Genomic DNA, 14,680 nt, shown 5'->3' with positions numbered 1-14,680 from the left:
CTGATCGCCCCGATCGCCATGGAAGACGGCCTGCGCTTCGCCATCCGCGAAGGCGGCCGCACCGTCGGCGCCGGCGTCGTGTCGAAGATCATCGAGTGATCGAGCTCTCCGGGCGGCCCCGCCGCCCGGTTGCCGCCTGATCGAAAGGGCCGCCCCTCGGGGCGGCCCTTTTTCGTGTCGCGGGGCAGGGGGCTTCAGGGGCCGGGCGGCAGGCCGAGCATGGCGTCGGCCTCGGCGGTGGCGGCGTCGAGCCCGGCCTTCATCGAGGCCCGCGCCGCCGCCCGCGCGGCCGCGTCGGCCTTGCGCGGGATCGCGCCCTCCCACGGGCGGAACACCACCGCGCCGCGTCCGCCCGGGCGCGGCAGCAGCAGCCGGTCCCAGCTTTGCGCGCGATGCTGCCGCTCGGTGGCATAGGCGTAGAAGAACACGGGCCGCCCGGAGATCCGCGCCCAGTCGAGCGGCGGGTCGTTGATCTCGCCGGCGGGGCCCAGCGGGCCGTCGGCGGTGATGCCGATGCTGGCGCCCGCGCGCAGCCGCTCCATCACCATCCGCGACATGGCGAGATTCGACAGCCGCCGCGACATCGCCACCGGGGTCAGCCCGCGCCGGCGATGCGTGTCGCCGGCGATTCGCGCGATCGGCGAGGTGTCGTGCAGCGTCGAGAGGTCGCCCGCCCAGGCGGGCCAGTGAAACGGCCCCAGCATCAGCCGCGAATGGCGCAGCACCAGCAGGATCGGCCCGTCGGCCAGCGCCGCGCGCAACTCGTCCTCGCCGCGCCGCTCCCAGTCGATCCGGCGCTGGCAACGGGCCAGCCAGCCATGGGCGATGCCGCCGATGCCACGGGTCACGGCGGGGCTCTTGGCCAGTCTCTTGCCGAACGACATGGGGTCTCCTTTGGGGCTCGCGCCGCGCATCTTGCAAGCGGGCGCCGCGAGGGCAAGGGCGGGGGGTGCGAGAATGCGGCCGATTGGACGCCGGGGGCTCTTGATCCCGCCGCGGATTGCGACTACTCGGGGGGCGGTCTTAGGGGTATAGCTCAGTTGGTAGAGCATCGGTCTCCAAAACCGAGGGTCGTGGGTTCGAGTCCCCCTGCCCCTGCCAAGACCACCGCGGCCCGCCCGCTTGCAGATCGCGCGGCGTCCCCGTATGTCCCGCATCGATCCCTCGAAAGGTGAAGATGATGGCCAGAACCAACCCCGTCCAGTTCGCGCAGCAGACCCGCGCCGAGATCGCCAAGGTGGTCTGGCCGACCCGCCGCGAGGTGATCCTGACGACGGTGATGATCTTCATCCTCGCCGCCGTGGCCGCGCTGTTCTTCAGCCTCGTGGATCTCGGGATCCGCTCGGGGCTGCAGGCGGTGCTCGAAGGTCTGGCGGGCTGATCCGAAGGCCATCGGGCCCCGTGGGGCTTGATCTGCGCCGCGCCGGGCGCTACTGACCGGCGGACTTGGACAAACGGCGCGCGGGTGCGCGCCGCTTTGCCGTTTGAGAGGCCCCGTCTCGCGGGCCGGGAAATTCAACGAGGCTCCGGCACCCGTGCCGGTCGCGACGGAAGGTGTCGGGCAACATGGCGAAACGCTGGTATTCGGTTTCCGTGCTCTCGAACTTCGAGAAGAAGATCGCCGAGCAGATCAGGACCAAGGTCGCCGAGCAGCAGCTCGAGGACGTGATCGACGAGGTTCTCGTCCCCACCGAGGAGGTGATCGAGGTCCGCCGCGGCAAGAAGGTCTCGACCGAGCGCCGCTTCATGCCCGGCTACGTGCTGGTGCACATGGAGATGTCCGACAAGGGCTATCACCTCGTCACCTCGATCAACCGCGTCACCGGTTTCCTCGGCCCGCAGGGCCGCCCCATGCCGATGCGCGACGCCGAGGTCGAGGCGATCCTGGGCCGGGTGCAGGAGGGCGAGGAAAGCCCGCGCACCCTGATCCGCTTCGAGATCGGCGAAAAGGTGAAGGTCAAGGACGGCCCGTTCGAGGATTTCGACGGCATGGTCGAAGAGGTCGACGAGGACAACCAGCGGCTCAAGGTCACCGTCTCGATCTTTGGCCGCGCCACGCCGGTCGAGCTCGAATTCACGCAGGTCGCCAAGCAGGGCTGACCCATGGCGCGCGCCGCAGGGCGCGCCCCTCTTTCCCCGGCGGGCCGCGCCTTTATGATGCGCCCGTGACCTGTCCGCCGGAGCCTCCCCTTTGAAAATTCTCGTCGTCTCGACCAATGCCGGCACCCGCATGGGCGGCGAGGCGATGAAGGCCGTCCAGTATTTCGCGCATCTTCTGTCCGAGGGGCGCGACGCCCGTCTCGTCACCCATGCGCGCAACCGCGATGAGCTCGTGGCGATGTTCGACCCGGCGCGGCTGATCTTCGTCGAGGACGGCCTGGCGCAGCGCGCGGCCTGGCGCAGCCGGATCGGGCGGCCTCTGGTGGGGATGCTGTTCCACCGCGCCGTCGCCCGGCTGGCCCGGCGATTCGATCCCGCCGACACCGTGCTGCATTACCTGTGCCCGATCTCCCCGGTCGCGCCGCGATTCGCGCCCCCCGGCTACCGGGTGATGATCGGGCCGCTGTCGGGCAACATCCACTACCCTGCGGCGCTCGGGCGCCGCGCCCCGTTCAGGGGGCGGGCGATGGCGCGGCTGCACGCGCCGTTGCAGCGGCTCTTGGGGCGGCTGTTTCGCGACCGGGCGCGCGCGGCGGTGCTGCTGGTGTCGGGCGGGGCGCGGACGCGGCGCTCGCTTGCCTGCGCCGGCTGCGCGCCCGGCCGCATGGTCGATGTGCTCGATGCCGGGGTGTCGCCCGGATTGCTGGCCCGCCCGCGCCCCGCGGGGGACGGCGCGGGCGGGCGTTTCGCCTGCATCGGGCGGATGGTCGACGACAAGGGATTCGATCTCGCGATCCGGGCGGTGGCGCAGGCCGGGCCGGGGGTGGATCTGGTGCTTCATGGCGACGGGCCAATGCGCCCGGCGCTCGAGGCGTTGGCGCGCGATCTGGGGGTGGCCGGGCAGGTGCGATTCGCGGGCTGGCTCGATCACGCCGGTCTCGGCCCCGCGCTCGACGCCTGTGACGCATTCGTGATGCCGAGCCTCGCCGAGGCCAACGGCATCGCGATGCAGGAGGCGATGGCGCTGGGGCTGCCGGTGGTGGCGTTCGACTGGGGCGGTCCGGGCGATCTGGGCCGGAACGGCGGCGCGGTGCTGGTGCCGGTCGGGCCTACGCGGGACATGGTGGCCGGGCTGGCCGGGGCGATGCGGGACCTGGCCGCCGACCCGGCGCGCGCCAAATCGGTCGGCGCGCGGGGCAGGGCGGTGGCGCGGGCGCGTTTCGGCTGGCCGCAGGTCGCCGCGAGCTGGTCGCGTCATTACGACGACATGGCGGCGCGGGGGCGCCGGGCCGGGGATGGGCGGGGTTGACGCGCGGGCGTGGCCGGGCTATGCGGCGGCCTTCCCCGGGGACCGTCCAAGGCCGATCCCCGGTCGCGATTCGCGCCAAGGCGGGTGTCGCGAATGTGGGAGGCCGCCGGGCGCGCCCGGTTTCGCCGCACCACGCCAACCACAGCCGCCCGGACGCGTCCGCGCGGTGTTGCGACAAGGAGAGGCCCGATGGCCAAGAAAGTGATGGGGCAGCTGAAGCTCCAGGTGAAGGCAGGCGAAGCGAACCCGTCGCCGCCGGTCGGCCCGGCGCTGGGTCAGCGCGGCATCAACATCATGGAGTTCTGCAAGGCCTTCAACGCGAAGACCGCGGACATGGAAAAGGGTTCGCCCTGCCCGACCGTGATCACCTACTACCAGGACAAGTCCTTCACGATGGAGATCAAGTCGCCGCCGGCGTCGTTCTTCCTCAAGAAGGCCGCTGGCCTGAAGCCCGTCGGCAAGCGCAACCGCGCCAAGGGCGCGACGCTGCCCGGCAAGGAGACCGCCGGCACCGTGACGCTCGCCCAGGTGCGCGAGATCGCCGAAGCGAAGATGAAGGACCTCAACGCCACCAGCGTCGAGGGTGCGATGCAGACCGTCCTTGGCTCCGCCAAGTCGATGGGTATCGAGGTGAAAGGCTGAATCATGGCAAAACTCGGTAAACGCACCCGCGCCGCCCGCGAGGCCTTCGCCGGCAAGGAGAACGTCCAGCTCTCCGAGGCCGTCTCGCTGATCAAGTCGAACGCCTCCGCGAAGTTCGACGAGACCGTCGAGATCGCGATGAACCTCGGCGTCGATCCGCGCCACGCCGACCAGATGGTCCGCGGCTCGGTCACCCTGCCCAACGGCACCGGCAAGACCGTGCGCGTCGCCGTCTTCGCCCGTGGCGAGAAGGCCGAAGAGGCCAAGAAGGCCGGGGCCGACATCGTCGGCGCCGAAGACCTGATGGAGACCGTGCAGTCCGGCAAGATCGAGTTCGACCGTTGCATCGCGACGCCGGACATGATGCCGATCGTCGGCCGCCTGGGCAAGATCCTCGGCCCGCGCAACCTGATGCCGAACCCGAAGATCGGCACCGTCACCATGGACGTGACCGAGGCCGTGAACGCGGCCAAGGGCGGCCAGGTGCAGTTCCGCGTCGAAAAGGCCGGCGTGATCCATGCCGGCGTCGGCAAGGCGTCCTTCGACGAGACCAAGCTCGAAGAGAACATCCGCGCCTTCGTGGATGCCGTCTCCAAGGCGAAGCCCGCCGGCGCCAAGGGCACCTACCTCAAGAAGGTGGCGCTGTCCTCGACCATGGGCCCGGGCGTCACCGTCGACCTGGCCTCGGCCACCGGCGCGGCCTGATAGAGATTTCCTCCCTGCCTCGGCGGGGAGCGAATGGCGGGGCGCTCGCGCCCCGTCCTGTCCGAGACGGAGGGCAGGGGGACACCCCGCTAAGGCCTTCCCGAGATGGGAAACGAGAGTTGGATTTCCGTTCGGAAGCTGTGCCTTCCCTTCGGGCGATCTCGGCCTCGGGACCCTGAAAACGGACCCGAACGGCCCCCGGACGATCAGGGGGTCAGACAGAGCCGGGGGGAAACCCCCAAACTTGGAGTAAACCGTGGATAGAGCCCAGAAAGAGAAAGTGGTCGAGGAACTCGGCCAGATCTTCGAAAGCTCTGGCGTCGTGGTGGTTGCCCACTACGAAGGCATGACGGTTGCCAATATGCAGGACCTGCGCGCGAAGATGCGCGAAGCTGGCGGGTCCGTGCGCGTTGCCAAGAACAAGCTCGCCAAGATCGCCCTTGAGGGGAAGCCCTGCGCAAGCATCGCCGACTACCTCACGGGCATGACCGTGCTCTCCTATTCCGAAGACCCCGTGGCGGCTGCCAAGGTGGTCGACGCCTATGCGAAGACCAACGACAAGCTGGTCATCCTCGGCGGCGCGATGGGAGACTCGGCTCTGGATCCGGCCGGTGTGAAGGCCGTGGCCCAGATGCCGTCGCGTGAGGAGCTCATCGCTTCGATCGTCGGCTGCATCGGTGCCCCGGCATCGAACATCGCCGGTGCCATTGGCGCGCCCGCAAGCAACATCGCAGGCATTCTCTCGACCATCGAAGAGAAGGCCGCATAAGGCATCCCGTCTCCCTCGGGGGTTGAAAGCCCCCGCGTTGGAACACAATTGAACGAACGGAAAAGTAAAATGGCTGATCTGAAGAAACTCGCCGAAGAGATCGTTGGTCTGACCCTCCTCGAGGCGCAGGAACTGAAAACCATCCTCAAGGACGAGTATGGCATCGAGCCCGCCGCCGGCGGCGCCGTGATGATGGCTGGTCCGGCTGGCGATGCCGGCGCTGCCGAAGAAGAGAAGACCGAGTTCGACGTCGTCCTGAAGGACGCCGGCGCTCAGAAGATCAACGTGATCAAGGAAGTCCGCGGCATCACCGGCCTCGGCCTGAAAGAAGCCAAGGACCTCGTCGAGGCCGGCGGCAAGGTCAAGGAAGGCGCGCCGAAGGCGGAAGCCGAAGAGATCAAGGCGAAGCTGGAAGCAGCCGGCGCCAAGGTCGAGCTGGCCTGATTTCGGCGGGCGCGCGGCACGCGCGCCACGCCTCTTGAATTGGCTGGATCCGCGATTTCGCGGGTCCAGCCGAACCCGTCTTGGAAGGGGGCTGCGTGCGGCCCCCGTCTCGGGCAGGTTCCACGGTCGGGAGGTCTTCGGTGGGACGAAGATCGCGAATGGACCGGAACTCCCCTCTCGCAAGGATGCCGTGGCCTTCCCCGCCGGCCCGGTGATCCGCAGAGACCTGAAAGGTGACGACACCCATGGCTCAGTCCTTCCTCGGCCAGAAGCGTTTGCGCAAGTATTACGGCAAGATCCGCGAAGTGCTGGAGATGCCGAACCTCATCGAGGTGCAGAAATCTTCCTATGACCTGTTCCTGAAATCGGGCGACCAGTCCGAGCCGACCGACGGCGAAGGGATCAAGGGCGTCTTCCAGTCGGTCTTCCCGATCAAGGATTTCAACGAGACGGCGACGCTCGAATTCGTGAAATACGAACTCGAGCGCCCGAAATACGACGTCGAGGAGTGCCAGGCCCGCGACATGACCTACAGCGCGCCGCTGAAGGTCACGCTGCGCCTGATCGTGTTCGATGTCGACGAGGACACCGGCGCCAAGTCCGTCAAGGACATCAAGGAGCAGGACGTCTTCATGGGCGACATGCCCCTGATGACCCAGAACGGCACCTTCATCGTCAACGGGACCGAGCGGGTGATCGTGTCCCAGATGCACCGCAGCCCCGGCGTGTTCTTCGATCACGACAAGGGCAAGACCCATTCCTCGGGCAAGCTGCTCTTCGCCTGCCGGATCATCCCCTATCGCGGCTCCTGGCTCGACTTCGAATTCGACGCCAAGGATCTCGTCTTCGCGCGCATCGACCGCCGCCGCAAGCTGCCGGTGACCACGCTCCTCTACGCGCTGGGTCTCGACCAGGAAGGCATCATGGATGCCTATTACAACACGGTCGATTACAGCTTCGACAAGAAGGCCCGCTCCTGGGTCACGAAGTTCTTCCCCGAGCGCGTGCGCGGCACCCGTCCGGCGCATGATCTCGTCGACGCCGCCACCGGCGAAGTGATCGCCAAGGCCGGCGACAAGGTCACGCCGCGCGCCGTCAAGAAGCTGATCGACGAGGGCAAGGTGACCGACCTGCTCGTGCCGTTCGACAGCATCGTGGGCAAGTTCGTCGCCCGCGACATCATCGACGAAGAGACCGGCGCGATCTATGTCGAGGCCGGCGACGAGCTGACCTTCGAGACCGACAAGAACGGCGACATCACCGGCGGCTCGCTCAAGGAGCTGATGGATGCGGGCATCACCGACATCCCGGTGCTCGACATCGACAACGTCAATGTCGGTCCCTACATCCGCAACACCGTCGCCGCCGACAACAAGGCCTGGAACCGCGAAACGGCCTTGATGGAAATCTACAAGGTCATGCGTCCGGGCGAGCCGCCGACCGTCGACGCGGCCTCGGCGCTGTTCGACACGCTGTTCTTCGACCCCGAGCGGTACGACCTCTCGGCCGTGGGCCGGGTGAAGATGAACATGCGCCTCGCGCTCGACGCCGAGGACACCCAGCGCACCCTGCGCCGCGAGGACATCGTCGCCTGCATCAAGGCGCTGGTGGAGCTGCGCGACGGCAAGGGCGAGATCGACGACATCGACCACTTGGGCAACCGCCGGGTGCGCTCGGTCGGCGAGCTGATGGAAAACCAGTACCGCGTGGGTCTCCTGCGCATGGAGCGCGCGATCAAGGAGCGCATGTCGAGCGTCGAGATCGACACCGTCATGCCGCAGGACCTGATCAACGCGAAACCCGCGGCCGCCGCGGTGCGCGAATTCTTCGGCTCCTCGCAGCTGTCGCAGTTCATGGACCAGACCAACCCGCTGTCCGAAGTGACGCACAAGCGTCGTCTCTCGGCGCTCGGGCCGGGCGGTCTGACGCGCGAGCGCGCGGGCTTCGAGGTGCGCGACGTGCACCCGACCCATTACGGCCGGATGTGCCCGATCGAAACGCCGGAAGGCCCGAACATCGGCCTGATCAACTCGCTCGCCACCTTCGCGCGGGTGAACAAGTACGGCTTCATCGAGACCCCCTACCGCAAGGTGGTGGACGGGCAGGTGACCGACGAGGTGAACTACCTCTCGGCGACCGAGGAAATGCGCCACACCGTGGCGCAGGCCAACGCCTCGCTCGACGAGAACGGCAAGTTCACCAATGATCTCGTCAACACCCGCCAGTCGGGCGACTACATGCTGGCCCCCTCGGAAAGCGTCGACCTGATCGACGTGAGCCCCAAGCAGCTCGTCTCGGTCGCGGCCTCGCTGATCCCGTTCCTCGAGAACGACGACGCCAACCGCGCGCTGATGGGCTCGAACATGCAGCGTCAGGCCGTGCCGCTGCTGCAGGCCGAGGCGCCGCTGGTCGGCACCGGCATCGAGGAAGTCGTGGCCCGCGATTCCGGCGCCGCGATCATGGCGCGCCGCGGCGGCATCATCGACCAGGTCGACGCCACCCGGATCGTGATCCGCGCCACCGAGGATCTCGAGCTCGGCGATGCCGGGGTCGACATCTACCGGATGCGCAAGTTCCAGCGTTCGAACCAGAACACCTGCATCAACCAGCGTCCGCTGGTGAAGGTGGGTGACCGGGTCCAGAAGGGCGAGGTCGTCGCCGACGGCCCCTCGACCGACATGGGCGAGCTGGCGCTCGGCAAGAACGTGGTCGTCGCCTTCATGCCGTGGAACGGCTACAACTACGAGGACTCGATCCTGATCTCCGAGCGCATCGTGCGCGACGACGTCTTCACCTCGATCCACATCGAGGAATTCGAAGTCGCCGCCCGCGACACCAAGCTCGGGCCGGAAGAGATCACCCGCGACATCCCGAATGTCGGCGAGGAAGCCCTGCGCAACCTCGACGAGGCGGGCATCGTCTATATCGGCGCCGAAGTGGGGCCGGGCGACATCCTCGTGGGCAAGATCACCCCCAAGGGCGAAAGCCCGATGACGCCGGAGGAAAAACTGCTCCGCGCCATCTTCGGTGAAAAGGCGTCCGACGTGCGCGACACCTCGCTGCGGCTGCCGCCGGGCGATTTCGGCACCATCGTCGAGGTCCGGGTGTTCAACCGCCACGGCGTCGACAAGGACGAGCGCGCGCTGCAGATCGAGCGCGAGGAAGTCGACCGTCTCGCGCGCGACCGCGATGACGAGCTGGCGATCCTCGACCGCAACATCTATGCGCGCCTCAAGGACCTGATCAGCGGCAAGACCGCCGTGAAGGGCCCGCGCGGGGTCAAGGCCGGCTCGGTGATCGACGACGAGCTGCTGGGCACGCTGTCGCGCGGCCAGTGGTGGCAGCTCGCCCTCGAGGACGAGGACGACGCCAAGATCGTCGAGGCGCTGAACGAGCAGTACGAGATCCAGAAGCGCACGCTCGACGCGCGGTTCGAGGACAAGGTCGAAAAGGTCCGCCGCGGCGACGACCTGCCGCCGGGCGTGATGAAGATGGTCAAGGTCTTCGTCGCGGTGAAGCGCAAGCTGCAGCCGGGCGACAAGATGGCCGGCCGTCACGGCAACAAGGGCGTCATCTCCCGCGTCGTGCCGATGGAGGACATGCCGTTCCTCGCCGACGGCACGCCGGTCGATTTCTGCCTCAACCCGCTGGGCGTGCCGTCGCGCATGAATGTCGGTCAGATCCTCGAGACCCACATGGGCTGGGCCGCGCGCGGCTTGGGCATCCAGGTCGACGAGGCGCTGCAGGACTATCGCCGCTCGGGTGATCTCACCCCGGTGCGCGAGGCGCTGCGCATCGCCTATGGCGAGGATGTCTATGACGAGGGCATCGAGGGTCTCGACGAGGCGGGCGTGGCCGAGCTGGCGGGCAACGTGCAGCGCGGCGTGCCGATCGCCACGCCGGTCTTCGACGGCGCCAAGGAAGGCGACGTCAACGACGCGCTGACCCGTGCCGGCTTCGACCACTCCGGCCAGTCGGACCTGTTCGACGGCCGCACCGGCGAGAAGTTCTCGCGCAAGGTGACGGTGGGCGTGAAGTACCTGCTCAAGCTGCACCACCTCGTGGACGACAAGATCCACGCCCGTTCGACCGGGCCGTACAGCCTCGTCACCCAGCAGCCGCTCGGTGGTAAGGCGCAGTTCGGTGGCCAGCGCTTCGGCGAGATGGAGGTCTGGGCGCTCGAAGCTTACGGCGCCGCCTACACGCTGCAGGAAATGCTGACCGTGAAGTCGGACGACGTGGCGGGCCGCACCAAGGTCTACGAGAGCATCGTCAAGGGCGAGGACAACTTCGAGGCCGGCGTGCCGGAATCGTTCAACGTCCTCGTGAAGGAAGTCCGGGGCCTCGGCCTCAACATGGAACTCCTGGACGCGGAGGACGAGTAACGGCGTCTTTCAGCCGCCCCGGGACACCGGGGCGGCACGCCGTCGCCCTCTGCCTAGATTCAAGGATTTGAAATGAACCAGGAACTCACGAACAACCCGTTCAATCCGCTGACCCCGGCCAAGACCTTCGACGAGATCAAGGTGAGCCTCGCGTCCCCGGAAAGGATCCTCAGCTGGTCCTTCGGTGAGATCAAGAAGCCCGAAACCATCAACTACCGCACGTTCAAGCCCGAGCGTGACGGCCTGTTCTGCGCGCGCATCTTCGGTCCGATCAAGGACTACGAATGCCTGTGCGGCAAGTACAAGCGCATGAAGTATCGCGGCGTCGTCTGCGAGAAATGCGGCGTCGAGGTGACGCTGCAGAAGGTCCGCCGCGAGCGGATGGGCCATATCGAGCTGGCCGCCCCCGTCGCCCATATCTGGTTCCTCAAGTCGCTCCCCAGCCGGATCGGCCTGATGCTGGACATGACGCTTCGTGACCTCGAGCGGATTCTCTACTTCGAGAACTACGTCGTCATCGAGCCGGGTCTCACCGACCTGACCTATGGCCAGCTGATGACCGAGGAGCAGTTCCTCGACGCGCAGGACCAGTACGGCGCGGACGCGTTCTCGGCCAATATCGGCGCCGAGGCGATCCGCGAGATGTTGGCCCAGATCGACCTCGAGGGCGAAGCCGAGCAGCTGCGCGCCGACCTCAAGGAGGCGACCGGCGAGCTCAAGCCCAAGAAGATCATCAAGCGCCTGAAGATCGTCGAGAGCTTCATCGAGAGCGGCAACCGTCCCGAGTGGATGGTGCTGACCGTGATCCCGGTGATCCCGCCCGAGCTGCGCCCGCTGGTGCCGCTCGACGGTGGCCGCTTCGCGACCTCGGATCTCAACGACCTGTACCGCCGGGTGATCAACCGCAACAACCGCCTCAAGCGGCTGATCGAGCTGCGCGCGCCCGACATCATCGTGCGCAACGAAAAGCGGATGCTGCAGGAATCGGTCGACGCGCTGTTCGACAACGGCCGCCGCGGCCGCGTCATCACCGGCGCCAACAAGCGCCCGCTGAAGTCGCTGTCGGACATGCTCAAGGGCAAGCAGGGCCGCTTCCGCCAGAACCTTCTGGGCAAGCGGGTCGACTTCTCGGGCCGTTCGGTCATCGTGACCGGCCCCGAGCTGAAGCTGCACCAGTGCGGTCTGCCCAAGAAGATGGCGCTCGAGCTGTTCAAGCCGTTCATCTATTCGCGGCTGGAGGCCAAGGGTCTCAGCTCGACCGTGAAGCAGGCCAAGAAGCTCGTTGAAAAGGAGCGTCCCGAGGTCTGGGACATCCTGGATGAAGTCATCCGCGAGCATCCCGTCATGCTCAACCGCGCGCCGACGCTGCACCGTCTCGGCATCCAGGCGTTCGAGCCGCAGCTGATCGAGGGCAAGGCGATCCAGCTTCACCCGCTGGTCTGCTCGGCCTTCAACGCCGACTTCGACGGCGACCAGATGGCCGTGCACGTGCCGCTGTCGCTCGAGGCGCAGCTCGAAGCCCGCGTTCTGATGATGTCCACGAACAACGTGCTGTCGCCGGCCAACGGCGCGCCGATCATCGTGCCGTCGCAGGACATGGTTCTCGGCCTCTACTACACGACCATCATGCGCGAAGGCATGAAGGGCGAGGGCATGTCCTTCAACTCGATCGACGAGGTCGAGCACGCTCTGAACGCCGGCGAAGTGCACATGCATGCGCGCATCAACGCGCGCATCAAGCAGATCGACGAAGAGGGCAACGAGGTCGTCAAGCGGTTCGAGACCACCCCGGGCCGCCTGCGGCTCGGCGGTCTGCTGCCGCTCAACGCCAAGGCGCCGTTCGAGCTTCTGAACCGTCTGCTGCGCAAGAAGGAGGTCCAGCAGGTCATCGACACCGTCTACCGCTATTGCGGCCAGAAGGAGTCGGTCATCTTCTGCGACCAGATCATGTCCGCGGGCTTCAAGGAGGCCTTCAAGGCGGGCATCTCCTTCGGCAAGGACGACATGGTCATCCCTGACGCGAAATGGACGCTGGTCGACGAGACCCGCGACCAGGTCAAGGATTTCGAGCAGCAGTACATGGACGGCCTGATCACCCAGGGCGAGAAGTACAACAAGGTCGTGGACGCCTGGTCGAAGTGCAACGACAAGGTCACCGAGGCCATGATGACCACCATCTCGGCCAACAAGCGCGACGAGCATGGCGCCGAGGCCGAGCCCAACTCGGTCTACATGATGGCCCACTCCGGTGCGCGTGGCTCGGTCACCCAGATGAAGCAGCTGGGCGGCATGCGCGGCCTGATGGCCAAGCCCTCGGGCGAGATCATCGAGACGCCGATCATCTCGAACTTCAAGGAAGGCCTGACCGTGCTCGAGTACTTCAACTCGACCCACGGCGCGCGCAAAGGCCTGTCGGACACCGCGCTCAAGACCGCGAACTCGGGCTACCTGACCCGTCGTCTCGTCGACGTGGCGCAGGACTGCATCGTGCGCGAGCACGACTGCGGCACCGACCGGGCGATCACCGCGGAAGCGGCGGTCAATGACGGCGAGGTGGTCTCGCCGCTCTCCGAGCGCGTTCTGGGCCGGGTTTCGGCCGACGACGTGCTGCGTCCGGGCACCGAAGAGGTGCTGGTCGCGGCGGGCGAGCTGATCGACGAGCGCAAGGCCGACATGATCGAGCAGGCGGCGGTGCAGAAGATGCGCATCCGCAGCCCGCTCACCTGCGAGGCCGAGGACGGCGTCTGCGCGATGTGCTACGGGCGTGACCTCGCGCGCGGCACCATGGTGAACCAGGGCGAGGCCGTGGGCATCATCGCGGCGCAGTCGATCGGCGAGCCGGGCACCCAGCTGACGATGCGGACCTTCCACATCGGCGGCGTGGCGCAAGGTGGCCAGCAGTCCTTCCTCGAGGCGAGCCAGTCGGGCAAGGTGGAGTTCCGCAACGCCAACCTGCTCGAGAACGCCGCCGGCGAACAGATCGTCATGGGCCGCAACATGGTCATCGCGATCATGGGCGAGGACGGCGAAGAGCGCGCCAGCCACAAGATCGGCTACGGCACCAAGGTCTTCCTCAAGGAAGGCGCCGAGGTGACGCGCGGCGAGAAGATGTTCGAATGGGACCCCTACACCCTGCCGATCATCGCCGAGAAGGCCGGTACCGCGAAGTTCGTGGATCTCGTCAACGGCATCGCCGTGCGCGAGGACACCGACGACGCCACCGGCATGACCCAGCGGATCGTCACGGACTGGCGTTCGGTGCCCAAGGGCAACGAGCTCAAGCCCGAGATCCTGATCGTCGGCGAGGATGGCGAACCGGCCCGCACCGACAGCGGCAACCCGGTGACCTACCCGATGTCGGTGGACGCGATTCTCTCGGTCGAGGACGGCCAGGAGATCCAGGCCGGCGACGTGGTGGCGCGGATCCCGCGCGAGGGCGCCAAGACCAAGGACATCACCGGCGGTCTGCCGCGGGTGGCCGAACTGTTCGAGGCCCGTCGTCCCAAGGATCACGCGATCATCGCCGAGATCGACGGCTATGTGCGCTTTGGCAAGGACTACAAGAACAAGCGCCGCATCGCCATCGAGCCCGCCGAGGAAGGGCGCGACAAGGTCGAGTACATGGTGCCCAAGGGCAAGCACATCCCGGTGCAGGAAGGCGACTTCGTGCAGAAGGGTGACTACATCATGGACGGCAACCCCGCGCCGCATGACATCCTTGCCATCATGGGTGTCGAAGCGCTGGCCGACTACATGATCGCCGAGGTGCAGGACGTCTATCGACTGCAGGGCGTGAAGATCAACGACAAGCACATCGAGGTGATCGTTCGCCAGATGCTGCAGAAGATCGAGATCATGGATTCGGGCGAGAGCACGCTTCTCAAGGGCGAGCATGTCGACAAGGTCGAGTTCGACGAGGCCAACGAGAAGGCGATCTCCAAGGGCGGCCGCCCGGCGCAGGGCATGCCCGTGCTGCTCGGCATCACCAAGGCGTCGCTGCAGACCCGCAGCTTCATCTCGGCGGCGTCGTTCCAGGAGACCACCCGCGTGCTCACCGAGGCTTCGGTCCAGGGCAAGCGCGACAAGCTCGTCGGTCTCAAGGAGAACGTCATCGTCGGCCGCCTGATCCCGGCCGGCACCGGCGGCGCGACCACCCGCGTCCGCAAGATCGCCCACGACCGCGATCATTCGGTGATCGAGCAAAAGCGCGAAGCGGCCGAGCAGGCCGCGGCGCTGGCCGCGCCCTCGGAGCAGCCGATGTCGGACGACCAGTTCGACACGATCTCGGCCAACACCGAGGACAGCCGCGACTGATCTTCCCCCGCG

At 67.0% G+C, this 14,680-nt stretch carries 11 protein-coding genes and 1 tRNA gene; 11 read left to right on the top strand and 1 reads right to left on the bottom strand.

Annotated features, from left to right (window positions below):
* Positions 1–99, top strand: a 99-nt coding sequence (locus tag LOKHON_RS15590; protein ID WP_017929992.1) for an EF-Tu C-terminal domain-related protein, incomplete at its 5' end; no start/stop codon positions are given.
* 95 nt (positions 100–194) lie between these two features.
* Here LOKHON_RS15590 and LOKHON_RS02360 read toward each other — a convergent pair.
* A complete protein-coding gene (locus tag LOKHON_RS02360; RefSeq protein ID WP_017929993.1) occupies positions 195–884 on the bottom strand; it encodes a lysophospholipid acyltransferase family protein in 690 nt (229 codons plus the stop codon).
* A gap of 141 nt (positions 885–1,025) precedes the next feature.
* On the opposite strand from LOKHON_RS02360, the gene LOKHON_RS02355 reads away from it, so the two are divergent.
* From LOKHON_RS02355 to rpoC, 10 genes are all read left to right on the top strand, one after another.
* Positions 1,026–1,101: transfer RNA gene (locus LOKHON_RS02355), tRNA-Trp, on the top strand.
* Positions 1,102–1,180: 79 nt separating this feature from the next.
* On the top strand, positions 1,181–1,381 hold the full coding sequence (gene secE / locus LOKHON_RS02350; protein WP_017929994.1) for a preprotein translocase subunit SecE: 201 nt from the start codon (positions 1,181–1,183) through the stop codon (positions 1,379–1,381).
* A gap of 185 nt (positions 1,382–1,566) precedes the next feature.
* Complete coding sequence (gene nusG / locus LOKHON_RS02345) at positions 1,567–2,100, top strand: transcription termination/antitermination protein NusG (protein WP_017929995.1); 534 nt, start codon at positions 1,567–1,569, stop codon at positions 2,098–2,100.
* 91 nt (positions 2,101–2,191) lie between these two features.
* Complete coding sequence (locus LOKHON_RS02340) at positions 2,192–3,409, top strand: glycosyltransferase family 4 protein (protein ID WP_017929996.1); 1,218 nt, start codon at positions 2,192–2,194, stop codon at positions 3,407–3,409.
* Positions 3,410–3,598: 189 nt separating this feature from the next.
* Positions 3,599–4,051 (top strand): 50S ribosomal protein L11, encoded by a 453-nt coding sequence (gene rplK, locus LOKHON_RS02335; RefSeq protein ID WP_017929997.1) that lies wholly within the window; start codon positions 3,599–3,601, stop codon positions 4,049–4,051.
* A gap of 3 nt (positions 4,052–4,054) precedes the next feature.
* Positions 4,055–4,756, top strand: a complete 702-nt coding sequence (gene rplA / locus LOKHON_RS02330) for a 50S ribosomal protein L1 (RefSeq protein WP_017929998.1) — start codon at positions 4,055–4,057, stop codon at positions 4,754–4,756.
* Positions 4,757–5,012: 256 nt separating this feature from the next.
* A complete protein-coding gene (gene rplJ, locus LOKHON_RS02325) occupies positions 5,013–5,525 on the top strand; it encodes a 50S ribosomal protein L10 (protein WP_026147650.1) in 513 nt (170 codons plus the stop codon).
* A 69-nt stretch (positions 5,526–5,594) separates the two neighbouring features.
* Positions 5,595–5,969, top strand: a complete 375-nt coding sequence (rplL, locus tag LOKHON_RS02320; protein ID WP_017930000.1) for a 50S ribosomal protein L7/L12 — start codon at positions 5,595–5,597, stop codon at positions 5,967–5,969.
* 245 nt (positions 5,970–6,214) lie between these two features.
* A complete protein-coding gene (rpoB, locus tag LOKHON_RS02315) occupies positions 6,215–10,354 on the top strand; it encodes a DNA-directed RNA polymerase subunit beta (protein ID WP_017930001.1) in 4,140 nt (1,379 codons plus the stop codon).
* A 72-nt stretch (positions 10,355–10,426) separates the two neighbouring features.
* A complete protein-coding gene (rpoC, locus tag LOKHON_RS02310) occupies positions 10,427–14,668 on the top strand; it encodes a DNA-directed RNA polymerase subunit beta' (RefSeq protein ID WP_017930002.1) in 4,242 nt (1,413 codons plus the stop codon).
* Positions 14,669–14,680 lie beyond the last annotated feature (12 nt).

The sequence above is a fragment of the Limimaricola hongkongensis DSM 17492 genome (assembly GCF_000600975.2).
In the GTDB taxonomy this organism is placed as follows: Bacteria; Pseudomonadota; Alphaproteobacteria; order Rhodobacterales; family Rhodobacteraceae; genus Limimaricola; species Limimaricola hongkongensis.
The sequence above is the reverse complement of the archived record's forward strand: the minus strand, read 5'-3'. Positions and strand labels throughout refer to the sequence as shown.

Excerpts from the sequence above, each read along its gene's own strand:
- LOKHON_RS02360 (WP_017929993.1), bottom strand. The coding sequence starts at position 884 with ATGTCGTTCGGCAAGAGACTGGCCAAGAGCCCCGCCGTGACCCGTGGC.
- secE (WP_017929994.1), top strand. The coding sequence starts at position 1,181 with ATGGCCAGAACCAACCCCGTCCAGTTCGCGCAGCAGACCCGCGCCGAG.
- nusG (WP_017929995.1), top strand. The coding sequence starts at position 1,567 with ATGGCGAAACGCTGGTATTCGGTTTCCGTGCTCTCGAACTTCGAGAAG.
- rplK (WP_017929997.1), top strand. The coding sequence starts at position 3,599 with ATGGCCAAGAAAGTGATGGGGCAGCTGAAGCTCCAGGTGAAGGCAGGC.
- rplA (WP_017929998.1), top strand. The coding sequence starts at position 4,055 with ATGGCAAAACTCGGTAAACGCACCCGCGCCGCCCGCGAGGCCTTCGCC.
- rplL (WP_017930000.1), top strand. The coding sequence starts at position 5,595 with ATGGCTGATCTGAAGAAACTCGCCGAAGAGATCGTTGGTCTGACCCTC.
- rpoB (WP_017930001.1), top strand. The coding sequence starts at position 6,215 with ATGGCTCAGTCCTTCCTCGGCCAGAAGCGTTTGCGCAAGTATTACGGC.
- rpoC (WP_017930002.1), top strand. The coding sequence starts at position 10,427 with ATGAACCAGGAACTCACGAACAACCCGTTCAATCCGCTGACCCCGGCC.